The 21,279-nt window shown below is 64.3% G+C and carries 24 protein-coding genes; 16 read left to right on the top strand and 8 right to left on the bottom strand.

What is annotated here, in order from left to right; translation table 11 throughout:
* The first annotated feature begins 165 nt into the window (after nt 1–165).
* The 6 genes from AB7Z56_RS06315 to AB7Z56_RS06340 all read left to right on the top strand — a co-directional run bounded on the left by AB7Z56_RS06315 (nt 166) and on the right by AB7Z56_RS06340 (nt 6,128).
* A complete protein-coding gene (locus AB7Z56_RS06315; RefSeq protein ID WP_084794963.1) occupies nt 166–396 on the top strand; it encodes a hypothetical protein in 231 nt (76 codons plus the stop codon).
* A 10-nt stretch (nt 397–406) separates the two neighbouring features.
* Nucleotides 407–811 carry a hypothetical protein gene (locus AB7Z56_RS06320; RefSeq protein ID WP_441256176.1) on the top strand — a complete coding sequence of 135 codons (405 nt, stop codon included), beginning with the start codon at nt 407–409 and terminating at the stop codon, nt 809–811.
* A 68-nt stretch (nt 812–879) separates the two neighbouring features.
* Nucleotides 880–1,251: a signal transduction histidine kinase gene (locus AB7Z56_RS06325; protein ID WP_187387922.1), complete on the top strand. Its 372-nt coding sequence runs from the start codon at nt 880–882 to the stop codon at nt 1,249–1,251.
* A 185-nt stretch (nt 1,252–1,436) separates the two neighbouring features.
* Nucleotides 1,437–2,258 (top strand): NAD-dependent protein deacetylase, encoded by an 822-nt coding sequence (locus tag AB7Z56_RS06330; protein WP_028151461.1) that lies wholly within the window; start codon nt 1,437–1,439, stop codon nt 2,256–2,258.
* A gap of 133 nt (nt 2,259–2,391) precedes the next feature.
* Complete coding sequence (locus AB7Z56_RS06335; protein ID WP_063981070.1) at nt 2,392–4,476, top strand: hydantoinase/oxoprolinase family protein; 2,085 nt, start codon at nt 2,392–2,394, stop codon at nt 4,474–4,476.
* A gap of 2 nt (nt 4,477–4,478) precedes the next feature.
* Nucleotides 4,479–6,128, top strand: a complete 1,650-nt coding sequence (locus tag AB7Z56_RS06340) for a hydantoinase B/oxoprolinase family protein (RefSeq protein WP_063981071.1) — start codon at nt 4,479–4,481, stop codon at nt 6,126–6,128.
* Here the strand turns inward: AB7Z56_RS06340 and AB7Z56_RS06345 are convergent, their stop codons facing one another.
* Together AB7Z56_RS06345 and AB7Z56_RS06350 are read right to left on the bottom strand one after the other, a co-directional pair.
* Nucleotides 6,129–7,325 carry an alpha/beta fold hydrolase gene (locus AB7Z56_RS06345; protein ID WP_441256177.1) on the bottom strand — a complete coding sequence of 399 codons (1,197 nt, stop codon included), beginning with the start codon at nt 7,323–7,325 and terminating at the stop codon, nt 6,129–6,131. It lies immediately after the preceding gene.
* Nucleotides 7,326–7,348: 23 nt separating this feature from the next.
* The gene (locus tag AB7Z56_RS06350; protein ID WP_063981073.1) at nt 7,349–8,761 is read right to left on the bottom strand and encodes a DUF4403 family protein; all 1,413 of its coding nucleotides are present in this window, start codon (nt 8,759–8,761) and stop codon (nt 7,349–7,351) included.
* Between the two features lie 96 nt (nt 8,762–8,857).
* Here AB7Z56_RS06350 and AB7Z56_RS06355 point away from each other — a divergent pair, with 96 nt between their 5' ends.
* The 4 genes from AB7Z56_RS06355 (at nt 8,858) to AB7Z56_RS06370 (ending at nt 12,319) form a co-directional block, all read left to right on the top strand.
* Nucleotides 8,858–8,989, top strand: coding sequence for a hypothetical protein (locus AB7Z56_RS06355; RefSeq protein WP_256376460.1), 132 nt, complete (start codon nt 8,858–8,860; stop codon nt 8,987–8,989).
* 376 nt (nt 8,990–9,365) lie between these two features.
* A complete protein-coding gene (locus tag AB7Z56_RS06360; protein WP_063981075.1) occupies nt 9,366–11,084 on the top strand; it encodes a pyrroloquinoline quinone-dependent dehydrogenase in 1,719 nt (572 codons plus the stop codon).
* An 89-nt stretch (nt 11,085–11,173) separates the two neighbouring features.
* Nucleotides 11,174–11,515 (top strand): c-type cytochrome, encoded by a 342-nt coding sequence (locus tag AB7Z56_RS06365; protein WP_135214749.1) that lies wholly within the window; start codon nt 11,174–11,176, stop codon nt 11,513–11,515.
* Between the two features lie 36 nt (nt 11,516–11,551).
* Nucleotides 11,552–12,319: a substrate-binding periplasmic protein gene (locus tag AB7Z56_RS06370; RefSeq protein WP_063981076.1), complete on the top strand. Its 768-nt coding sequence runs from the start codon at nt 11,552–11,554 to the stop codon at nt 12,317–12,319.
* A 71-nt stretch (nt 12,320–12,390) separates the two neighbouring features.
* On the opposite strand, the gene AB7Z56_RS06375 is transcribed toward AB7Z56_RS06370, so the two are convergent.
* Nucleotides 12,391–13,035 (bottom strand): glutathione binding-like protein, encoded by a 645-nt coding sequence (locus AB7Z56_RS06375; protein ID WP_063981077.1) that lies wholly within the window; start codon nt 13,033–13,035, stop codon nt 12,391–12,393.
* A gap of 106 nt (nt 13,036–13,141) precedes the next feature.
* Between AB7Z56_RS06375 and AB7Z56_RS06380 the strand changes: the two genes are divergently transcribed.
* The gene (locus AB7Z56_RS06380; RefSeq protein ID WP_028151469.1) at nt 13,142–13,786 is read left to right on the top strand and encodes a TetR/AcrR family transcriptional regulator; all 645 of its coding nucleotides are present in this window, start codon (nt 13,142–13,144) and stop codon (nt 13,784–13,786) included.
* A gap of 187 nt (nt 13,787–13,973) precedes the next feature.
* Here AB7Z56_RS06380 and AB7Z56_RS06385 read toward each other — a convergent pair whose 3' ends face one another.
* Nucleotides 13,974–14,939: a 2-hydroxyacid dehydrogenase gene (locus tag AB7Z56_RS06385; RefSeq protein WP_063981078.1), complete on the bottom strand. Its 966-nt coding sequence runs from the start codon at nt 14,937–14,939 to the stop codon at nt 13,974–13,976.
* A gap of 141 nt (nt 14,940–15,080) precedes the next feature.
* Here AB7Z56_RS06385 and AB7Z56_RS06390 point away from each other — a divergent pair, with 141 nt between their 5' ends.
* The 4 genes from AB7Z56_RS06390 (at nt 15,081) to AB7Z56_RS06405 (ending at nt 17,881) form a co-directional block, all read left to right on the top strand.
* Nucleotides 15,081–15,449: a YciI family protein gene (locus AB7Z56_RS06390; RefSeq protein ID WP_063981079.1), complete on the top strand. Its 369-nt coding sequence runs from the start codon at nt 15,081–15,083 to the stop codon at nt 15,447–15,449.
* Complete coding sequence (locus tag AB7Z56_RS06395; protein ID WP_063981080.1) at nt 15,446–16,747, top strand: RNA polymerase sigma factor; 1,302 nt, start codon at nt 15,446–15,448, stop codon at nt 16,745–16,747. Before AB7Z56_RS06390 ends, AB7Z56_RS06395 begins: the two co-directional genes overlap by 4 nt.
* Before the next feature lie 78 nt (nt 16,748–16,825).
* A complete protein-coding gene (locus tag AB7Z56_RS06400; RefSeq protein WP_063981081.1) occupies nt 16,826–17,362 on the top strand; it encodes an SRPBCC family protein in 537 nt (178 codons plus the stop codon).
* Nucleotides 17,363–17,467: 105 nt separating this feature from the next.
* Nucleotides 17,468–17,881: a VOC family protein gene (locus AB7Z56_RS06405; protein ID WP_063981082.1), complete on the top strand. Its 414-nt coding sequence runs from the start codon at nt 17,468–17,470 to the stop codon at nt 17,879–17,881.
* A gap of 106 nt (nt 17,882–17,987) precedes the next feature.
* Here AB7Z56_RS06405 and AB7Z56_RS06410 read toward each other — a convergent pair whose 3' ends face one another.
* The 4 genes from AB7Z56_RS06410 to AB7Z56_RS06425 form a co-directional block, all read right to left on the bottom strand.
* A complete protein-coding gene (locus AB7Z56_RS06410; RefSeq protein ID WP_063981083.1) occupies nt 17,988–18,350 on the bottom strand; it encodes a hypothetical protein in 363 nt (120 codons plus the stop codon).
* Nucleotides 18,351–18,778: 428 nt separating this feature from the next.
* Nucleotides 18,779–19,123 carry a hypothetical protein gene (locus AB7Z56_RS06415; protein WP_063986089.1) on the bottom strand — a complete coding sequence of 115 codons (345 nt, stop codon included), beginning with the start codon at nt 19,121–19,123 and terminating at the stop codon, nt 18,779–18,781.
* Between the two features lie 288 nt (nt 19,124–19,411).
* A complete protein-coding gene (locus tag AB7Z56_RS06420) occupies nt 19,412–19,840 on the bottom strand; it encodes a hypothetical protein (RefSeq protein ID WP_371498094.1) in 429 nt (142 codons plus the stop codon).
* Nucleotides 19,841–19,970: 130 nt separating this feature from the next.
* Nucleotides 19,971–20,759 (bottom strand): SDR family NAD(P)-dependent oxidoreductase, encoded by a 789-nt coding sequence (locus AB7Z56_RS06425; protein WP_063981085.1) that lies wholly within the window; start codon nt 20,757–20,759, stop codon nt 19,971–19,973.
* A 90-nt stretch (nt 20,760–20,849) separates the two neighbouring features.
* On the opposite strand from AB7Z56_RS06425, the gene AB7Z56_RS06430 reads away from it, so the two are divergent.
* Complete coding sequence (locus tag AB7Z56_RS06430; RefSeq protein ID WP_063981086.1) at nt 20,850–21,227, top strand: cupin domain-containing protein; 378 nt, start codon at nt 20,850–20,852, stop codon at nt 21,225–21,227.
* Nucleotides 21,228–21,279 lie beyond the last annotated feature (52 nt).

Consider the following 21,279-nt stretch of genomic DNA (forward strand, 5'->3'; position numbering starts at 1 on the left):
GCCCCTCGGCTGTCATCGGTGACTGAGAGCATTGCGCTCCCGCCAGAACCAACAGGCGGTCAGTATGTCGGATTCCCCTAGATTCAGCCTTCGCGAGTGGCTCGTACCTCCGGTCTTGCTACCGGTTTTCTTCGTGGTGTTGATCGCCGCAGCGATGCTCATACAATGGTAGCCGGTCTTGGCGTGCCTTCGCCATCGGCTCAAGCGAGCAGCTCGTCAGAATCGATCCCGGCCTCTTTGGCTTGCGAGTTGAGCGCCAGGGCGATCAACGCCCTCGACCTTGCCCGCAAGATGCCGTCGGGAGACAAGCGCACGGTGGCAATGCGCCGGGCAGCGATTCTCGGAAATGCCGCTGAAATCCTCACGTATTTCTCGGCGGCGAAGGATCGCTGTTGAAGGAGCCCGCATGTTTAAATTTCTGCAGTCTCGTGCAAAAGCGGCCGCGTATGGCGAACTGGCGAGGAATTCGCCCGGCAAAGCCGATACGCGCAAATTCGAACAACTGCAGGATAGCCACACATCGCGCGCGGACAACGAGCAGATGCTCGCGGACCAATACGTGGATGCAGTCAATGCCGGGGGGACGGAGCGACTGCGCGGCGCAGCCCTCGCGGCGGAGGAAGAGCGCGTTTTGCGCTGTCTCGGTGCGGCCGTCATCATGCAATGGAATTCATTGCCGACGACGCTCCAGCGGGAGATCTTCGATACCGCCGGATCGGTTGGGACATTGCTGGATACGGCGGCGCTCCGTGGGCAGATTGCCCGGTTTCTTCACAAGCATAGGCACGACGCCGATCCCGCCAAGATCTGACATGTTCAGGGGCTGAGCGAGAGGCGCGGTTCGCGAAGCATATGGACGCAAACAACAGGAGGATCCAGATGGCACTGACAAAATTCCGTATCGATGAACAGCCGCATGCCATGGACGGTCTGCGGCTTCTTGCCCAGGAAGGCACGAGAGAAGTCGAGGCGTTCGTCAGTCGCAAGGTGATGGACGTTTGGGCCGAATCGATCGAGCACAGTGGCGGACGTCAGAGTTTGTTCCGGAAGCAATACAGCGCGCTTGGGAAACGGAACTTTGCCGCGCTTGAGCGCATCGTGAGCGCCAAATACCAGCGGGGCACCGCGTTCAACCGTCAGCATCCGTTTGTCGAGGTGTTGTTCTCGGACATCGCGGAAAGCGGGGAGACCTTGAATCTCAGCGAACTGGTGCGCGAGCCGTTGCCGCCGGCATTTCACCGGCGCGCCTGATCCGATTGGAACGCCGCCCGGTAGCGGTCACTGGTTTGCCAATGTGCCCCGTCATGAAGATGGGAGGCGTGGAGGCTCTGGCCGACCTGCTCGGGCTGACGCAGGCCAAAAACTGATCGCCGGCTTCGAGCTGCTGGCGCGGGAGTGATCTGGCAAAACGACACGGCGTGAACTACATCTGCGCCATGGCAAACCCTCCACAGGCAAACCGTTCGCTCGAAGATTTCGTCGGCCGGCACGAACGTTTGTTCGTGCTGACCGGCGCCGGCTGCAGCACCAATTCGGGCATTCCCGATTATCGCGACAGCCACGGCAACTGGAAGCGGACCCAGCCGGTCAATTTTCAGGCCTTCATGTCGGAAGAGCCTACGCGTCAGCGCTATTGGGCGCGCAGCCTGATCGGCTGGCGGCGGTTCGGCCAGGCGAGGCCGAACGATGCGCATCATGCGCTCGCCCGTCTCGAGGCGAGCGGGCGCTGCGAGATGCTGCTGACCCAGAACGTCGACCGGTTGCATCAATCCGCCGGCCACCGGCAGGTGATCGACCTGCATGGCCGGCTCGATCTGGTGCGCTGCATGGGCTGCGGAGCGAAGACCCCGCGCAACGAATTCCAGGATAGGCTCGGCCGTGCCAATGCGGAATGGCTGACGCTCGACGCCGCCGATGCGCCTGATGGTGACGCCGATCTCGAGCATGCGGATTTTTCCTCGTTCAAGGTGCCCGCCTGCGAAGCCTGCGGCGGCATCCTCAAGCCCGACGTCGTGTTCTTCGGCGAGAACGTCCCGCGCGATGTGGTCGCCACCGCGCAGGATCATCTGGCGCAGGCCGACGCCATGCTGATCGTCGGCTCCTCGCTGATGGTCTATTCCGGATTCCGCTTCGTGCAGGCTGCCGCGAACCGGCAGATCCCGATCGCCGCGGTCAATCTCGGACGCACCCGCGCCGACGATCTCCTCACGCTCAAGGTCGAGGAGCGCTGCGAGGCGGCGCTTGCATTCCTGCTCTGAGCGCGTGGGCCGCACCCTTCTACCGCATAGGTGCCACGCAAAACGGCTCGGACGCTTCACCCCGGGCGTTGTCGCTGGTATGAAAATTGCTGCGGTTTTCGCACAGTTTGTCGATCAGCACGGAGAATTTGGAATGCTTGAGGGAGCCGAGGTGCGGCTTGCCGTTGATATCGGTGGCACGTTCACCGACATCGTGCTGGACGTGGGGCAGGATCGCAAGACGCGCAAGGTGCTGACGACGCCGCAGCGGCCCGAGCAGGCGGTGCTGGATGGCATGCGTCTCATTCTCACTGACGCGCGCGCGCATATGAGCGACATCGACGTCTTCATTCACGGCACGACGCTCGCGACCAATGCGATCATCGAGCGCCGCGGCGCCAAGACCGCGCTGATTGCGACCGACGGCTTTCGCGACGTGCTCGATATCGGCACCGAGAGCCGCTATGACCAGTACGATCTCAGCATCGACAAGCCGAGGCCGCTGGCGCCGCGGTCGCTCCGCTTCACCGTGCCGGAGCGGATCGACGCACACGGCGCCGTTCGCCTCCCGCTGGACGAGGCGGCAGTGCGTGCACTCGCGCCAAAATTGCGCGCGCTGAACGTCGAGAGCGTTGCGATCGCCTTCCTGCACTCCTACGCCAATCCCGAGCACGAGCGCCGCACGGCCGCGATCCTCAGCGAGGAGATGCCCGGCATCTCCGTGACCGTGTCCTCTGCGGTGTGTCCGGAGATCCGCGAATACGAGCGCACGTCGACCGCGGTCGCCAACGCCTATGTGCAACCCCTGATCGACGGCTATCTCGCCCGCATGGCGGATGCCTTGCAGGTCGAGCAGTTCCGCGGCGCGATCTATCTCGTCACCTCCGGCGGCGGCGTCACCTCGATCGAGACGGCGCGGCGCTTTCCGGTGCGCCTCGTCGAATCCGGTCCCGCCGGCGGCGCGATCTTCGCGGCGCAGATCGCAGCGCGGCTCGGCGAGAGCAAGGTGCTGTCCTTCGACATGGGCGGCACGACCGCAAAAATCTGCCTGATCGAAAAATACCAGCCCGAGACCTCGCGCGTGTTCGAGGTCGATCGCGCGGCACGCTTCCTGAAGGGCTCCGGCCTGCCGGTGCGCATCCCCGTGATCGAGATGGTCGAGATCGGCGCCGGCGGCGGCTCGATCGCGCATGTCGATGCGATGAAGCGCGTCACCGTCGGTCCCGAGAGCGCCTCGTCGGAGCCGGGACCTGCCTGCTACGGCCGCGGCGGCCAGCGTCCGGCCGTGACGGACGCGGACGTTGCGCTCGGTATGATCGATCCTGATGCCTTTGCGGGTGGCACGATCAAGCTCAGCCCGGAGCTTTCGAAGGCGGCGCTGTTGCGCGCCGTCGGCGAGCCGCTCGGCCTGTCGGCGGAAACTGCGGCTTATGCCGTGCACGAGGTCGTCTGCGAGAACATGGCGAGCGCGGCGCGCGTGCATGCGGTCGAGCGCGGCGAGATCGTCGGCCAGCACACGCTGATCGCCTTCGGTGGCGCCGCGCCGCTGCATGCGGCGCGTGTCGCCGAGAAGATCGGCGTCTCGCGGGTCATCGTGCCCTCGAATGCCGGCGTCGGCTCGGCCGTCGGCTTCCTGGCTGCTCCCATTGCCTATGAGCTGGTGCGCAGCCGCCATGTCCGCCTTGATGATTTCGACACGGAGGGGGTCTCGGAGCTGCTCCAGGAGATGGTGACTGAAGCGCGCGCGCTGGTGGAGCCGGGCGCGGCCGGTGCGCCGGTGCGCGAACGCCGCGCGGCCTTCATGCGCTATGTCGGACAGGGCCACGAGATCTCGGTCGAGCTGCCGAACCGGCGGCTGACATCGGCCGATCTCGCCGGCCTGCGCCAGAAGTTCGAGGCCGACTATTCGGCGATGTTCGAGCGGCCGATCCCGGGCGCCGCGATCGAGGTCCTGAGCTGGTCGGTGCTCGCGACCACCGATGCGCACAATCCTTCCGTCGTCGCTTCCGTTGCGCGCAAGCCCGCCGGCAAGGCCTCGGGCAGCCGCAAATTCTTCGACGGACGCGCGGGGGAAGTGATCGAGATCCCGCTCTATCGCCGCGAGGACATGGCACCGGGCGCGACCATTGCGGGTCCCGCCGTGATCGCCGAGGACGAAACGTCCACCTTCGTCTCCAACAGTTTTGACGCCCATATCGACGGTGCCGGCAGCATCGTCATGGAACGAAAGGCGGCCTGACCATGAGCAAGGCAAATGGCGCGAGCCTGATCGACCTCCAGATCATGTGGCACCGGCTGATCGCTGTGGTCGAGGAGCAGGCGCAGGTGCTGCTCCGCACCGCCTTCAGCCCGATCGTGCGCGAATGCGGCGACCTCTCTGCCGGCGTGTTCGACCTCAGGGGACGGATGCTGGCGCAGGCGGTGACCGGCACGCCCGGCCACGTCAACTCGATGGCGGAATCGGTCAAGCACTTCATTGCGCATTTCCCGATCGAGACGATGGAGGAAGGCGACGCCTACATCACCAACGATCCCTGGATGGGCACAGGTCATCTCAACGACTTCGTCGTCACCACGCCCTGCTTCAAGGACGGCAAGCCGGTCGCGCTGTTTTCCTGCACCAGCCACCTCATGGACATCGGCGGCATCGGCTTCGGCCCTGATGCCACCGACGTGTTCATGGAGGGGCTCTACATCCCCATGCTCAAGCTGATCGACCAGGGCGTCGTCAACGAGACGCTGATGGCGATGATCCGCACCAACACGCGGCTCCCGATCGATACCGAGGGCGACACCTATTCCCTGGCCGGGTGCAACGACGTCGGCTGCGAACGTCTGGTCGAGATGATGACCGAGTTCGAGATCGACACGCTCGACGAGCTCGGCGACTATATCTGCGATCGCTCGCGTGAGGCCGTGCTGGCCGAGATCGCAAAGCTGCCGAAGGGCAGCTGGCGCAACAGCATGGTCGTGGATGGTTACGATGCGCCGGTGACGCTCGCCGCGACGCTGACGATCTCCGAGACGGGCATCCATGTCGATTTCGACGGCACCTCGGCCGCTTCGAAGTTCGGCATCAACGTGCCCCTGTCCTACACCACGGCCTACACCGTGTTCGGCCTCGGCTGCGTCGTCGCCTCGCAGATCCCGAACAATGCCGGCTCGCTCTCGCCGCTGACGGTGTCGGCTCCCGCGGGCGCGATCCTGAATGCGCCGAAGCCGGCGCCCGTGGCGTCGCGTCATATCGTCGGACAGATGCTGCCGGACGTGGTGTTCGGCTGCCTGCGCCAGATCATTCCGGAGCGCGTGCCGGCGGAAGGCACCTCCTGCCTGTGGAATCTCAACGTCCGCGGACAGACCCGCTCAGGTGCCGGCGGCAATTACGGGTTCTCGATGGCGGTGACTTCGAATGGCGGTACCGGCGCGCGCTTTGCGAAGGACGGGCTGTCGGCCACCGCCTATCCGAGTGGTGTGCGCGGCACGCCGGTCGAGATCGCGGAGACGCAGACGCCGCTGATCTTCTGGCGCAAGGAGCTGCGCCCGGATTCCGGCGGGGCAGGGCGCACCCGCGGCGGCCTCGGCCAGATCATCGAGGTCGGCAGCGGCATCGATGCGCCCTTCGACATCCTCGCTGCATTCGATCGCATCGATCATCCGCCGCGCGGTCGCGACGGCGGCAAGAACGGCGAGGCCGGCTATGTCGGATTGAAGTCCGGCCAGAAGATGCGTGGCAAGGGCTTTCAGACCATTCCACCGGATGACCGGCTGCTGGTGATGACCCCGGGCGGCGCCGGTATCGGCGACCCCAAGGAGCGCGATCGTGCAGCGATCAAGGATGACGTTGAGAGCGGTCTCGTGTCGGCTGACAACGCTGTTGCCGTTTATGGGTAGCTAACGCTCCGGCAACGACTGCGGCGATTGCCCGCCGCAGTCGTTCGGCGCCGGCTTCCCGGTAAAGCGGTCGGTCATCCAGTTCACAGCGGCCATCGTGCTCGCCTGCGCGGCGCGGCCGTGTCCGATGTTGGGAAGGGTGACCATTTTCACGGGGCTGCCCGCCTTGCACAGCCGGCCCATATAGGCGCGCGTCACCGCGGGCCGGATGATCTGGTCGACAGTCCCTTGAGCGAGGAACACTGGCATGCCGGCGGGCAACGTGGCGGCGCTGTTCTTCTCCAGCAGCGAGCGCCAGGGCTCGCGCTTGGTCGGATCCGGCACGGTCAGAAAATATTTCTGGAGCGGCCGCTCGGTCCGCTGCCGGATGAAGATATCGAAGGGACCTTCGATGCATTCGCGCGCCAGCCGGTCGATCGCCGGAAGTGCGCGCGGATCGACGACACCGTCGAGCGCGGCGTCGTAGACGCGATGCCATGACCACAGCGTCATCGCTGTGATGTTCTTGCCGCCGACTGAGTTGATGTCGTCGCTCATCAGCGTGGCGAGATCCGTCGCGGGCGCCGCAGCGGCAACGCCGAGCAGATGGAGATCGGGCGCATAGGTCGGCGCCAGCTGCCCGGCAAACAGCACAGCCTGTCCGCCCTGCGAGTGTCCCCACAAGGCAAAATTCTTGGCCCCGCCGGCGCCCGGCAGATCGCGCGCGACGCGCACGATGTCGAGCACGGCGCGGCCCTCGCTCTCGCCGACGAGATAAGGATGCGGACCCGGCGTGCCGAGCCCGGGATAGTCGGTCGCCGCGACGATGTAGCCACGCGCCACCATCGAGCGCAGTCCCTGGATCTGCTGGAACAGGAAGATCGCGAGCGACGGCGCGCAGCGCGGCACGATGCCCGAGGTCGGATGCGCCCAGGCGACGATCGAGCGGCCGCCCGGTGGCGGCGGTCCTTGCGGCACGATGACGACGCCCGAGACGAGAATGGGCTCGCCCTTCAATCCGGTCGAGCGATAGAGCACGCGAAAGGCCGATGCGCCGAGCGGCGCGCCATCCATTGGCTCTTGCCGCACCAGACTGCCAGGCGGTCCGTCCGCAAGCGATGCCGGTGCGTCGTAAAATGCCGATTGCGCGTGGGCAGTCACGATGCCGGCGGCGAACATGACGAGTGCGGCCATCAGAGCGCGGGCGGCGACAAGCATTTGCGATCCGCTCCAGCGCACGATCACATCCCGTACAGGATTTTCAGCTCGCCGCTCGCGCGCAACGCGAGTGTGATCCCGTCGGCAAGCAGCAAGGCCTTGTCGAACTGCACCGAGGAGAGCTTGCCTTCCATACGGAAGCCGTCCTTGAGCGGACGCGTCAGCCGCTGGTTCGCCGCCATCAGCAGGTTCTGGTAGGAGACGCCATAGTCAATGTTCACGGCCTGCTTCAATTGCGCGACGATCGACTGCAAGCCGGGGTTTGCCTCTCCGTCCTGCGCGGCGAGATCGAGATCGGCAAGCGCGACGCTCTTGCTGGTATCGTCCACCTTCAGTGCGCCGGAGAGATAGCTCCATTGGCCTGCATTGGGGTCGCTGTCCGACGTCTTCGCAAGACGCAGGCCGATCACAAGCTTGCCCGCCGACGGATAGACCTGAACCTCGCGCAACGCGCTGTCTTGCGCCGGCAGCGCGGCGATCGCCTGGCTGATCTTGTCCTTGATCGCGTCATAGCCGAGCCGGACCGGAAGGATGACGTCGAACGTTCCCGGCGTGGTCACGTCGGTGCCAAGCGGCGGCAGCGATGTCGGGGTGACGCTCGTACCCTGCTGCCCAATCGACGTCACGGCGCTGCCGGAGAGTTCGAGCGAGCCGGACAACACCTTGTCGTTGGCCCGCACGCCGGCAAATGCGGCAGCTTGCGGCGTCACTTGCAGCCACACCGGCGGCTCGTCGGCGAGCTTCATCGGTTCGAACGCATGCGTCCAGGCAGCGGCCGCCTTGTCGCGCAGATTGAGTTTCCTTGCTGCGGCCAGGGCACGTGATCGCACGCGCGCGAGCTGCGTGCGGATGCGCGGCTCGACGTAGGGCGCAAGATCGACCTCGCGGCCGAGCACATGCAAATAAGGTGCTTCGCTCCAGTGGAAGGAGTCGCTGAAATTCAGGTCGAGCGACCAGTCCTTGCGCAGCGCGGGCCGTGCCTCGGCCTCGATCGTCGCGCGCGCTTCGGTCTGGCCGCGGATGCGCGCGGTGAAGCGGTTGGCGCCCTGGCCTTCGGCCGCGCCGTAGATCGAGACTGCACCATAGACTCGGTCGCCGCGGCCATAGAGCGAGACGCCGCTGGTGCGATTGACGAAGCCAAACACGTCGCAATTGGCGTTGACACGGAACATCAGTACGCGGCGGTGCACGCAGTTGACGCGCTCGTCGATGGTGGCAAGCCGCTTGGGGATATCCTGCTCGATCGCCTTGGCGAGCGCGGGAAGACCGAACTCGATGGTTGCGGACACTCGCGAGGTCGCGGCGAGCGGCGCCGGCGGATCGGGAGCGAGCGGCGGCTTGTCGGCGGCGTGCGCGACTTGCGCGAGTGCGGTGAGGGCGAGCGCAACAAGCCCGGCACGTTTCGTCGAACGAACAATTCGCAAAGAAACGGGCATTCTTCTTATTCCAGCTTGGCCCTGCTTCGCGCCCAGGCCGCCGGCCGCGGGGCCATTCGGTCTTCAGAGCAAAATCGCGGTAGGAGAGGGCGGTCGGTGGATCAATTATTGCTTGTATTCAATGGTCGCGTATCGCGGCACTTGTATGGCGCGGCGTCGCGCTTTGAGCAAGGCTTTGTATATCGCTCCGGCATGATGGCCGTTCTTGAATTGCTCAAAAGAGATTGACGCCGCCCCCGTCCAAATGATCACGCGATGAAGCTTCTCCGTGGGCGCTGCGATTTTTGAGTCCGAGATCTGCGGCCAAGACGAAACGGTCAGCGCAGCTGACGTTTCGAATTCGTGCTGCGCGTTAAATTCGCGCCGCTCGCGCATTCCATCTTTGCGCCCTCCCTCATCCGGCGTACTCTGTGAGAGCGAGCAGGAGTGCAACAGCAACCAGTCCAGGAAACGTAGCTCCTTTTGGCGATGTCCGCCGAGAGAGATCGAGAGCTGTTGGCAGCTCATATGCGATGGAGAAGAACCGACACTTAGCGAGCTGCAAACATCCCTCGCAGCGTCTGCGAGACACGAGTTCAACAAAACACAAAAGCGGGAGGAACGGATGAAGAAGCGTTGGTGTAATTCTGGTCTACCTCTTGTTGTCGGCGCGACACTTGCGGCGTCGGCGGCGTTGGCCCAATCCGTGGATACTGCCCGGATCGAGAACGCCGGTCAGAACGATTGGCTCACCTATCATGGTTCATACAAATCCCATCACTACAGCCCGCTCGCGCAGATCAATGCGAGCAACATCGGCAATCTGGGCGTAGCCTGGACGCACATTCCCGGACGATCGACGCGCGGCCTGCAGTCAATGCCGCTCGTGGCCGACGGCGTGCTCTATTATTCGGGTTCGTACAGCCGGGTCTTTGCGCTGAACGGCGCGACCGGCGAGGTCATCTGGTCGTTCTTTCCGGAACTCGATGAGGCGCTCATCAGCCGACAGACCCACTCGCCCTACAACCGCGGTGTAGCCCTTGGTGAAGGCAAGGTCTTCGTCGGTACGATGGATGGTCGTTTGTTCGGGCTCGATGCGAAGTCGGGAAAGGTTCTCTGGGAAACCAGGCTGATCGACTCGCAGAAGCTCACGGTCGGCTTCACCGGCGCGCCGCTTTACGCGAAGGGAAGCGTCATCATCGGCTCGCAGGGGGGTGAATGGCCAGGTCGCGGCCCGATCTTCGCCGTCGATGCCACCACCGGCAAGAAGAAGTGGGAGTTTCTGACGGTCGCGGGCACCGACGAGGCCATGAAGACCTGGGGCAACGATTCCTGGCGCACGGGCGGTGGCGGCGGCTGGATGCCGGGCACCTACGACTCCGAGACCAACTCCGTCCTGTGGGGCACCGCGAACCCGGCGCCGCTCTACGATTGGTCGGGCGCTGATTACAAGACGCAAGGTGCGCGTCCCGGCGACAATCTCTATACGAGTTCGGTCATCGCTCTCGATATCGATACCGGAAAGCTGAAATCCTACCATCAGGAACTGCCTCACGACGCCTGGGACTTCGACAGCGCCGTCGGCGAGTTCGTGATGCTTGAGCGCGATGGCCAGAAATACGTGGTTCATCCGAACAAGGGCGGCTTCGTCTTCGTCTACGACCGTAATCTTGGCGTGAAGAACGTCTGGCGGCTGGTTGAGAACATCAACTTCGTCAAGGATATCGATCCCAAGACGGGCGCGCTGATCGGCCGTCGCGATTTCCCTGTCGGGAAAGTCACTGAAGTACCGCTGTGTCCCTTCATTGGCGGCGGCATCAGCTGGAATGCCGGCTCGTACAACCCGAAGACCGGTCTTTATTACAAGATCGGCCAGGAATGGTGCATGACGCTGGATATTCAGAAGACGACGCCGGTCACCGCGCCCCAGGTCCAGCTCAACATCGGCGCCGACTTCAAGATGGTGCCGCCTCCGAGCGGCGAGATCTACGGACATCTCGACGCGCGCGACCCGATAACGGGCGCGAAAAAATGGGAGGTTCGCTTTCCCGAGCCGCCGCTTGGGAGCGTTTTGTCGACCGGGGGTAATCTTGTGTTCGTACCCGACTCCCGTGGCATCCTTCACGCCTACGATGCCGAAACCGGGGCCGAGTTGTGGAAGCACAACAACGGCACCGGCCACCAGGGCGGTATCGTCAGCTACTCCGTCGGCGGCAAGCAATATATCGCCGTGGCGGCCGGCTTCGGCGGCATGCTGGCGGACGAATATGCGCCAAACTTCGGCGGCGTCTACAAGAGCATGCCGCGTGACGACGGCGCCCTCGTCGTCTTCAGCTTGAAATAGTCTGTCTCAAACGATCTGCCGAGGAGCGGGTGGCAAACCCGCTCCTCGGTCGATTGCAGCGGCGGGCGTGATTCAGGAATGGAGCGGACGTGTTGAAACTGCATTTGAAGTCGCTTCCGGCGGTGCTGGGCGCTTCGTTGCTGTGCGTTGTGGTGGCTCGAGCTCAATCTGCCACGCCGGCGCCGGACAACGGGTCACTGGACGTCGAGCAGTTGTTCGCAGGCACCTGCGGCTTTTGCCACTCCGACGGCGGCCGAGCTGCTGGCAGGGGACCGCAACTGATGAATTCGCAACGAGACGACGAATTTCTGCACAACCGTATCAAGATCGGCAAGCAAGGTGCGATGCCGGCATTCGGCGAGAGCTTCAGTGACGCGCAGATCGACCAGATCGTCAAATATATCCGCGCCTTGAAGCCGCGCGAGGGCTGACCCGCCGGGACCTGATCCATCCAGATGAGACGCGGCATGAAGGCAATTGTCCTGATTATCGTCGGTGCCGCCATCGGGCTGTCCGGACCGGCGCAGGCGCGAACCCTGGAGGCGATCCGCGCGAGTGGCGCGCTCGGACTCTGCGCGCATCCCAACTCGCTTCCTTTTGCGCGCAAGGGCGGCGATCCATCCGGCTTTCAGGTCGAGTTGGGACAGGTGCTGGCACGCGAGCTCGGTGTCTCGCTACGGCTCGACTGGATCATCACGCAGTACCAAATGCGCAGCGCCAATTGTGACATTCTTCTGGATGTCATCGCCGATCGCGAAGCGCAAGGCGAGACCCGCTTGAGGATCTCGAAACCGTACTATCGCACGGGCGTCGCGCTCGCGGTGCCGTCATCCAGCGCGCTCACATCGTTCAAGAGCCTCGGCGAGCATACCAAGGTGGGGGTGCAGGTCGGCTCTGTCGCCGCCATGATCATCGGTCAGCGGCACGTGCCCATATCGATCTTCGGCTTCGAGACCGACAGCCTCGACGCCGTATCAAACAAGGAGATCGATGCGGCTGCGGTCACGCCCACCGCGGCGGGCTACTTCAATCTGACGCATCCTGACAAGGCACTCCGGATTCTGGATCGCGACGAGGGCGTGGCCGATCTCAACTGGAATGTCGCCGTCGGCATGGTCCGCCCGGATGATGCGTTGCGCGAGGCGATCGACGGAGCGCTGGAACGGCTGCGCAACGACGGCACGATCGATCGGATCTACGGTCGCTATGGGATCGTGCTGCAAGCGCCGAGGTAGCTGAATTGCCGAACGAACGACGCCGTCCCGGTTTGGCCAGGACGACGTCGTTATGAATATCTCGCTTTGGCTTAGGCCGCCGCTTTCTTCCGCGCCTGCTCGGCCTTGTACAGCTCGAACTCTTCGGCGATCGCCTTCGCGACCGACGGCCGCTGGCGCAGGCGGTCGTGGTACGCCTTCACGTTCGGCCATTTGGCGAGCTCGATCGGCGGGGTCGCCATGGTCCAGTTGATGACCGTGACGAGATAGGCATCCGCCACGCTGAAATGGTCGAGCAGGAAGTCGCGCCCCTTCAGGTAGTTCTCGAGATAGTCGAGCCGCGACAGGTTCTTCTCCAGCGCATAGGCCTTGGTTTCCTGCGGCGCCTTGCGGTCGAGCAGGGGGATGAACAGGCCCTTGTGCAGCTCGGTGCCGATGAAGCAGAGCCATTGATGCAGCCGGGTGCGATCGATACCCTGGGCCGCACCGAGGCCGGATTGCGGGAACCGATCCGCGACATATTGCAGGATCGCGGCGTTCTCGGTCAGCACCACGCCCTCGTCGGTGCGCAGCGTTGGCACGAGCCCGATCGGGTTGACCGTGCGGAAGTCGGTGCCGTCGTTCAGCACTGTCTTGGTCGGCGGATCGACTTCGAGATAATTCGCTTCGGCGCCGGCTTCATACAGCGCGACGCGGGTCGCCATCGAACAGGCGAGCGGCGAGAAATAAAGATCCATCTTGGGCCTCCTTGGGCAATTCCTCTTTGGGTGTCGCTCAACCTGGCCAGATTGATTTTTGTACCATCTTGTATAATATCGCGGCGGTCAAGGATTAATTTGCGAAATGGTACAAAAATCGAAGCCGCCAGCTGCCGCCAATGAACCGAAGCGGCGTGGCCGTCCGCGCGCCTACGAGCCCGACGTCGCGCTCGGCAAGGCGCTCGACCTGTTCCGCCGGCAGGGTTTTGCGGCGACGTCACTGGACGATCTCAGCGAAGCGACCGGCATGAACCGGCCGAGCCTCTACGGCGCCTTCGGCGACAAGCGCGAGCTCTACATCAAGAGTTACCAGCGCTACCGCGAGGACGCGCGCGCCTCGATGGTCGAGATCTTTCGCCAGGAGATGCCGGTGCGCCAGCGGCTCGAGCGCATCTTCGCGTCCGCGCTGAACATCTATCTCTCCGGCGAGACCGGTCCGCGCGGCTGCTTCACGGTGGTGACCGCGGCGTCCGAAGCCGTCGGCGATCCCGAGATCCGTGCCATGGTTCTGGATGGACTGACCGAGCTCGACAAGGCCTTTGCCAGTTGCTTCCGCCGCGCCAAGGAGAAGGGCGAGCTGCCCGCGAGCGCCGACCCGGCCGTGCTGGCGCAGCTCGCCTCCGCAACCGTGCATTCGATCGCCATCCGCTCCCGCGCCCGCGTGTCGCGCAAAGAGCTCGAGGCGATCGTGAAGGGTGCGATTGACGTGATGGTGGGGGCCAAAAGTTAGGCCGTCGTCCCGGGGCGCGCGCAGCGCGAGCCCGGGACCCATAACCACAGGGAGTGGTTTGGCGACGACTGGTCGTTCGGTACTGCGACCATCCGCAACGATAAATCACGCGGTATGGGTCCCCGCGTACGCGGGGACGACAGCGAGAGTGGGGCGCGTGCGTGCCTCTCTCAGTCTGCCGAAGCGTCTAATATCCCCGTGCCCGGTCCACCACGTTCTCCAGCGCCCCGCCGGCCTCGAACTTTGCGATTTGCTCGGCGACATAGGCCGAGATTGCATCCGCGTCGGTGTCGGCCGCGTTGTGCGGGGTCAGCAGCACCTTGGGGTGGGTCCAGAACCGGCTGTCGGCAGGCTGCGGCTCCTGCACGAAAACGTCGAGCGAGGCCGCGCCAAGCGTGCCGTCGTCGAGGCAGGCCAGGATGTCGGCCTCGTTCTGCAAGCCGCCGCGACCCGCATTGATCAGCACGGGCGCGCCGAGCGGGCTGTTGCGGTTGAGCTTGGTGAAGACGTCGCGGTTGAGGATGCCGTGCGTATCCGGCGTCAGCGGCAACAGTGAGACCAGGATGTCGGTCTTGCGCAGGAACGCATCGATCTGTGCGGCGCCATGGAAGCATTCGACGCCCTCGATCGTGCGCGGGCTGCGGCTCCAGCCGGTAACGCGGAAGCCGAGCCGGCGCAGCACGTCGGCGGCATCCGCCCCCAGCGTGCCAAGCCCCATCACGCCGACCGTGACGGCGCTCGCCGGCCACTGATATTGCGGCTCCCAGCGTTTTGCGCGCTGCGAGTCTCGCAAGTACAGCTCCTGGCGGTGGTGCATCAGCACGTGCAGCACGACATATTCGGTCATGCGATTGGTGAGATCAGGCACGGCGACGCGCACCAGCGGCACGTCGGGCAGGCTCTTGTCGGCCATCAGCGCGTCGACGCCCGCGCCCAGGTTGAAGATCGCACGCAGGTTCGGAAAAGAGCCGAGGTCGCCCGGCACCGGCTTCCATACCGCGGCATAGTGCACCTCGGCCGGATTGAGATCGGAATCCGGCAGCAGAACCACACGGCGACCGCCGCAGACCGCGTCGAACCGGGCCTTCCAGCGCTCCGGCAGCCAGTTCTGCTGCGTGCTGTTGATCAGGACGGCCAGTGTGCCCATGCTCATTCGAAGTGCCTCGTCGGTTCCGTTTTGAAAACCCTCCTTGGCACGATCCGACGGATTTTTCTCGCAAATTTTTTCCGCAGCCCTGTCGGGGCGGGGCATATTGGATCGTCTTAAAAACAAGCGTTCAGGAAGGTGCTGCCCATGCTTTATGCGATCCTCTGCTATCACGACGAGGACTTCGTCGGCTCCTGGAGCAAGGACCAGGACGAGGCCGTGATGAAGAAGCTCGCCGTGGTGCAGGACAAGCTCACACAGCAGGGCCGGCTCGGTCCGGTGGCGCGGTTGCTGCCGACCACGGCCGCGGCGACGCTGCGCAAGGAAGACCCGCCGCTGGTGCTCGACGGCCCCTATGCGGAGACCAAGGAGCAATTGCTCGGCTTCTACATCGTGGATTGCAAGAACCTCGACGAAGCCCTCGACGTCGCGCGCGACCTCGGCGCGGCCAATCCCGGCGGCGCCTATGAGGTGCGCCCCGTCGGCGTATTCCGGCCCGGAGGAATTTCGACGTGAGCGAGGCCGACACCGCCTGGATCGAGACCGCGCTGACCTCGGCGCGACCCCAGGCGGTCGGCGCGCTGCTGCGCTATTTCCGCGATCTCGACACCGCCGAAGAGGCCTTCCAGAACGCCTGCCTGCGCGCGCTCAAGACCTGGCCGCAGAACGGGCCGCCGCGCGATCCTGCGGCCTGGCTGATCATGGTCGGCCGCAACGTCGCCATCGACGAGGTCCGTCGCGCCCGCAAACAGCAGCCGCTGCCCGAGGACGACCAGGCCATCTCCGATCTCGACGACGCCGAGGGCGCGCTCGCCGAGCGGCTCGACGGCTCGCACTACCGCGACGACATTTTGCGGCTGATGTTCATCTGCTGCCATCCGCAGCTGCCGGCGACCCAGCAGATCGCGCTGGCGCTGCGCATCGTCTCCGGCCTCACCGTGAAGCAGATCGCGCGCGCCTTCCTGGTCTCGGAAGCGGCGATGGAGCAGCGCATCACCCGTGCCAAGGCGAAGGTCGCCGAGGCCGGGGCGCCGTTCGAAACGCCTGGCGCGGTCGAACGCTCCGAGCGGCTCGCCGGCGTTGCCGCAATGATCTACCTGATCTTCAACGAAGGCTATTCGGCCAGCGGCGACACTGTGGAGATCCGAAAGCCGCTGTGCGAGGAAGCGATCCGGCTGGCGCGGTTGCTGCTGCGGCTGTTCCAGAGCGAGCCGGAGATCATGGGGCTCGCAGCGCTGCTGCTGTTGCAGCATGCGCGCAGCGCCGCGCGCTTTGCCGCGGACGGCGCGGTGATCCTGCTCGACGACCAGGATCGTACGCTGTGGAACGGCAACATGATCGCGGAAGGCCTGGCGCTGATCGACAAGGCGATGCGCCATCGCCGCAGTGGTCCCTATCAGGTCCAGGCCGCGATCGCCGCGCTGCATGCGCGCGCGTCGACGCCCGAGGAAACCGACTGGACGCAGATCGACCTGCTCTACGGCGCGCTCGAACTGATGCAGCCTTCGCCGGTGGTGACGCTCAACCGGGCGGTTGCGGTCTCCAAGGTGCGCGGGCCGCAAGCGGCGCTCGAGCTGATCGAGCCGCTGGCGCCGAAACTCACCAACTACTTTCATTTCCACGGCGTGCGTGGTGCCTTCCTGATGCAGCTCGGCCGTAACGACGAAGCCCGCATCGCCTTCGACCACGCCATCGCACTCGCCAATACTTCGGCGGAAGCCGCCCATATCCGCATGCACATTGATCGCCTGATCCGGGACAGCCAGCCGAAGGGCGCCAATGGCGGCGCCAGGCAGGGCGCAAAGGCAAAGTGACGGCCAAAAATTTCGTCCCGCCGATTGTCGGCTCCCGCCGTTCCCCTTCGTCTTAATTCCATATCCAGGGAGCCACTCATGCTGAAAGCCATTGCCATCATCGCCGTCGTCCTCGCCGTCGGCATAGCCGCGGTCCTCGTCTTCGCATTGACAAAACCCGATACGTTCCGTGTCGAGCGCTCGCTCGCCGTGAAGGCGCCGGCCGATGCGATTTATCCGCACGTTGCCGATTTCCATTTCTGGATGAGCTGGTCGCCCTATGAGGATCGCGACCCCGGCATGAAGCGGACCTTCGGCAGAACCGCGTCAGGCAAGGGCGCGACCTATGCCTGGGATGGCAACAATAATGTCGGCGCCGGGCATATGGAGATCCTCGAGGCGAGCACGCCGTCGAAGCTTCGGATCAAGCTCGATTTCGAGCGCCCGTTCGAAGGCCACAATACCGCCGAGTTCACCTTTGTGCCGCAAGGCGATGCCACATTGGTCACATGGGCGATGTACGGTCCGGCGCCGTTCATGTCCAAGGTGATGCAGGTGTTCATCAACATGGACAACATGATCGGCAAGGACTTCGAGGCCGGCCTCGCCAGCCTGAAGAAGCTCACCGAGAAGTAACGAGGCTAGCTGCCCCAAGGAGCAGCCAAGGAGCAGCCAGGAAATCGCCAAGAAACTGCGAGGAACTGCCAAGGAATCGCCAAGAAAACGAAGAGGAGAGAAACGATGATCAATGCCTATCTGTTCTATCAGGACACCTGCGAAGCGGCGTTCAACTTCTACGCCAAGGTTTTGGGCGGCAAGATCGACGCCATGATGCGCTCATCGGAAGCGCCGCCGGACATGCCCGCCGCGCCCGGCCGCGAGAAGATGATCATGCATGCGCGGATGTCGTTGCCCGACGGCAGCGTGCTGATGGCCTCCGACGCGCCACCCGAGCATTTTCAGAAAGCCCAGGGCTTTTCGATCTCGCTCACGGTCACGGACCCCGCGGATGGTGAGCGCAAGTTCAACGCGCTCGCCGACGGCGGCACCGTCACCATGCCCTTCAGCAAGACGTTCTGGGCCAAGGGCTTTGGCATGTGCGTCGACAAGTTCGGCATTCCCTGGATGGTGAACTGCCCGGCCGAGGGCATGTGACGGGCGCGTCGGCCTGACACGCCAAGCCGCGATCCCACTCCCGTTGTTACGGGAGCGGGTCACTCATGCCGTCGTCATGTCACACGGCTGATCGCCGCGTGCTCGTTCACCGGAGCGATCCGGTCGCGTCATCGCTTGGCGGCGGCGATTCAACGCAGCGAGGGCAGATCACGAGTTTCGTGCCAAGCTGCCTGTCGTTCTCCGCCTCGATTTCGTCATGGACCACCCACCACGCCTCGGAGAACGGGCGCAACGTGCCGAGCACTCTTTCCCGCTCCTGATTGGGATTGTCCTGCGCAGGCGCCGGGTTCGCGGCGCGCCGCTTTGTGACAGAGGAGCGGTGAGGGGCCTGGTTCGGATCCCGGCCGAGGCCGTCCCATGCGATCGGTCGGCGCTCCTGCGCCGGCGCCGCCGCGCATCCGAGGAGCGCTGCGCAAAAAGTGAGCAAGACGAAGCCGTGACGCAGCATGCCGGACCCTTGGTGCGGTACGCGACACGCAAACTCCGCATGCGGAGCCTTGCGTCGCGCCGGTTAAATGGAACCTAAGGGAAACGACGTGGCCGCCATGGCCCAATATGGAATCGTGCTGTCGCATCACATTGCGAGAGCAGTGAGGCCGCTTCGTGAAATCATGCGGATCGCATCGCACAACAACTGGCGAAATATTAGGCTGTAAACTCCACGACAGAATCGCTAATAATTTCTTCATAAATTCTACAAACTGGGGTGGGCGTAACTTGGGAAGGGAGCGACCGATGGCAGCGGCGCTACAAATCAATTTTGCACTTTGGGGCATGCTCATCTGCGCGACCTTGGAATTGGCGCAGACCATCCAGAGGCTCTACTAGGCCCGACGAAATGCGTGACCGGCGCAATTTCGCCGTCGCGCTTGCCTGCTAGCTCACCAGCAACGCGATGAGCGTGAAGCTGACGCTCGCGATCACGATCATCGAGAGGATGTAGTTGCGCGGCCGCGCCGTTCGCGCACGCGGCGGTCTCCGCCGCTGCAGTGGCTCGCTCGCCTGCCATGCGAGCTCCGACGGCGCGAGCGCAGCCTCTGCGCCCGAGCCGATATATTTCACATAGAGCTCGAGCAGCCGCAGCTCGGACGGCAGGTCCATCAGACCCTCGCGGTGGCGCCGCGACAGCAATTCGAATTCGACGGTTTCCTGGGAGCTCAACTGGCCAAGGACAATGCGTCCTTGGTCCGACAGGCGGTAGTGAAAATCGATGGGCTGCACGGCCTGCGACCGGTTTGAAAATGTGTAATCTTGAAAAAGCGGAACCATCCTAGTCTGTGACCATTGCTGAGATTATGACGGCCCTGCAGCCATCGTGACCCGAGCGGCCTCAATCTGGACGGGGACCATCATAGACGGTCGGGAAAGGCCGCAAACCGCGTAAATTGGGCAGGCATTGCCAAGCGGTTGAGCGGATTTCGTGTCCGGATCGTCGGAATTTTGCAAAACTGCCTAATCGCCGGACAGCGGCGGATGCAACCGGTCACATCGCTGGCGGCCGCCTGTTGCTCAGCGGCAGCGCGGATAGATCGCCGCAAGGTCGCGGCCCTTCAGCAAAAGCAATCTGGACGAGAGGCCACCGTGCCGGCTGATCCAGTCGCGCACCGGGCCGGGATAGGCCTGCAGCACCGCGTCGGAGGCTTCGGGCTCGGCATAAAAACGCCCGCGCCGGTCGACCGAACGCGCCGCGTGGAAGCCGAGTACCGCGCGTTTGGTGACGCAGATGCGCTCGCCCGGCACGATGCTGAGCACCAGCGTGCAGGCGGACAGGCACGGACCGTCGATCACCACGCGCTCGCCGCTCTCGCGCACCTGCTCGAACAGGTCGAGGAACGGCCCGACCTGTCCGCCCGGCGACTGGATGATGCGGATTTCGGCCATGGCGGGGGTAGTGGTAAAGAGCGCAGATGCGAGCATCCAGGCACCCACAAAGAACATGCGTCGCATGGAGCACTCCACTAACTCGATCCCGTAGGGTGGGCAAAGCGTAGCGTGCCCACCAATGGCATCGCAAATCTGGAGGGAAGGTGGGCGCGGCGCTTGCGCGCCTTTGCCCACCCTACGACGTTCACCCGTTCCGCCGTTCGCCGCGCAGCGTCGGCAGGCCGATGCCAGCCGCATCGAAGCCGCCATCGACGGCCAAAATTTGGCCGGTGATGTAGCTCGATCGTTCCGAGCACAGGAAATAGATCGCTTCGGCGAGTTCCTCCTCCAGGCCGTAGCGGTTGAGCGGAATGGCGTCGTGATAGTCGGCGCGGATCTCCCTGCTGTGCACCTGCTTCGCCATCGCGGTGTCGACCGGCCCCGGCGCGACTGCGTTGACGCGGATGTTGAGCGAGGCGAGCTCGACCGCGAGCTGCTTGGTCAGGTGCGCAAGGCCCGCCTTGCTGGTGCCATAGGCCGAACGCAGGGTCGAGGCGCGCACCGCCGAGATCGAGGTGACGTTGACGATGGCGCCGCCGCCTTGCTCGCGCATCAGCGGCGCGGCCGCCTTGGTGCACAGGAACGGGCCGGTGAGATTGACCGCCATGATCCTGTTCCAGTCGGCGTCGCTGGTCTCCAGCACTGGCGCGAACACGGCGACGCCGGCGTTGTTGACGAGAGCATCGAGCCGACCGAAGCGGCTCATGACCGCCGCCATTGCAGCTCCTACGGCGGTTGCGTCGGACACGTCGCAGGTGATTGCCAGTGTGTTATCGGGATTCTTCAGGGCCGCCGTCGCGCCCGCCTGCAGCTCCCCCTCGATATCGAGCAGCGCGACGCGCCACCCTTCGGCCAGGAATTTCTTGGCCGTCGCCAGCCCGATGCCTCGCGCGGCTCCGGTGACGAGGGCGACGTTTTGTGGGGCCTGCGGCATTTGCTAATCTGTCCTGTGTTCGAAAGGGGGCGCGCACGAGCGCCGGCTCCTTTTACTTCGCTTTCGTCCCGGCAAGAAGGGCTCCAGGCCATGCTCATCGATCCCAGCACGATCCCGCTCGAGGAATGGCGGCCAGGTGTGAAGACCCGCATGGTCACATCCGCGCGCAACGGCGCGACCGCGCTCTGCATCTTCGAGCAATGGGTCGATCCCGGCGCCGGCGCGCCGACGCACAGCCACACGGTCGAGGAGGTGCTGACCGTGCGGGCGGGCGAGGCGGAGATGTGGATCGAAGCCCGGCGGATCACGGTGACGGCCGGACAGGTGCTGCTGGTTCCCGCCGGCCGCAAGCACGGTTTCCGTAATTCGGGAGCGACCATGCTGCATGTGCATGCGGTGTTGGCCTCGCCGGTCTTCGAGATGCTGCCGGAAGGGGCGAGTGAAGCGACGCGACGCTGGGAGCGGTAGGATAAGAGCGTCGGTCTCTCTCTCTCTCTCTCCGTCACCCCTGAGGTGGCCG

It is taken from the genome of Bradyrhizobium sp. 482_C4_N1_8 (assembly GCF_052075965.1).
Lineage (GTDB): Bacteria > Pseudomonadota > Alphaproteobacteria > Rhizobiales > Xanthobacteraceae > Bradyrhizobium > Bradyrhizobium barranii.

Coding starts and splice junctions, on each gene's coding strand:
- AB7Z56_RS06315 (WP_084794963.1), top strand. CDS start 166: ATGGTAGCCGGTCTTGGCGTGCCTTCGCCATCGGCTCAAGCGAGCAGC.
- AB7Z56_RS06320 (WP_441256176.1), top strand. CDS start 407: ATGTTTAAATTTCTGCAGTCTCGTGCAAAAGCGGCCGCGTATGGCGAA.
- AB7Z56_RS06325 (WP_187387922.1), top strand. CDS start 880: ATGGCACTGACAAAATTCCGTATCGATGAACAGCCGCATGCCATGGAC.
- AB7Z56_RS06330 (WP_028151461.1), top strand. CDS start 1,437: ATGGCAAACCCTCCACAGGCAAACCGTTCGCTCGAAGATTTCGTCGGC.
- AB7Z56_RS06335 (WP_063981070.1), top strand. CDS start 2,392: ATGCTTGAGGGAGCCGAGGTGCGGCTTGCCGTTGATATCGGTGGCACG.
- AB7Z56_RS06340 (WP_063981071.1), top strand. CDS start 4,479: ATGAGCAAGGCAAATGGCGCGAGCCTGATCGACCTCCAGATCATGTGG.
- AB7Z56_RS06345 (WP_441256177.1), bottom strand. CDS start 7,325: ATGCTTGTCGCCGCCCGCGCTCTGATGGCCGCACTCGTCATGTTCGCC.
- AB7Z56_RS06350 (WP_063981073.1), bottom strand. CDS start 8,761: ATGCCCGTTTCTTTGCGAATTGTTCGTTCGACGAAACGTGCCGGGCTT.
- AB7Z56_RS06360 (WP_063981075.1), top strand. CDS start 9,366: ATGAAGAAGCGTTGGTGTAATTCTGGTCTACCTCTTGTTGTCGGCGCG.
- AB7Z56_RS06370 (WP_063981076.1), top strand. CDS start 11,552: ATGAAGGCAATTGTCCTGATTATCGTCGGTGCCGCCATCGGGCTGTCC.
- AB7Z56_RS06375 (WP_063981077.1), bottom strand. CDS start 13,035: ATGGATCTTTATTTCTCGCCGCTCGCCTGTTCGATGGCGACCCGCGTC.
- AB7Z56_RS06380 (WP_028151469.1), top strand. CDS start 13,142: ATGGTACAAAAATCGAAGCCGCCAGCTGCCGCCAATGAACCGAAGCGG.
- AB7Z56_RS06385 (WP_063981078.1), bottom strand. CDS start 14,939: ATGAGCATGGGCACACTGGCCGTCCTGATCAACAGCACGCAGCAGAAC.
- AB7Z56_RS06390 (WP_063981079.1), top strand. CDS start 15,081: ATGCTTTATGCGATCCTCTGCTATCACGACGAGGACTTCGTCGGCTCC.
- AB7Z56_RS06400 (WP_063981081.1), top strand. CDS start 16,826: ATGCTGAAAGCCATTGCCATCATCGCCGTCGTCCTCGCCGTCGGCATA.
- AB7Z56_RS06405 (WP_063981082.1), top strand. CDS start 17,468: ATGATCAATGCCTATCTGTTCTATCAGGACACCTGCGAAGCGGCGTTC.
- AB7Z56_RS06410 (WP_063981083.1), bottom strand. CDS start 18,350: ATGCTGCGTCACGGCTTCGTCTTGCTCACTTTTTGCGCAGCGCTCCTC.
- AB7Z56_RS06420 (WP_371498094.1), bottom strand. CDS start 19,840: ATGTTCTTTGTGGGTGCCTGGATGCTCGCATCTGCGCTCTTTACCACT.
- AB7Z56_RS06425 (WP_063981085.1), bottom strand. CDS start 20,759: ATGCCGCAGGCCCCACAAAACGTCGCCCTCGTCACCGGAGCCGCGCGA.
- AB7Z56_RS06430 (WP_063981086.1), top strand. CDS start 20,850: ATGCTCATCGATCCCAGCACGATCCCGCTCGAGGAATGGCGGCCAGGT.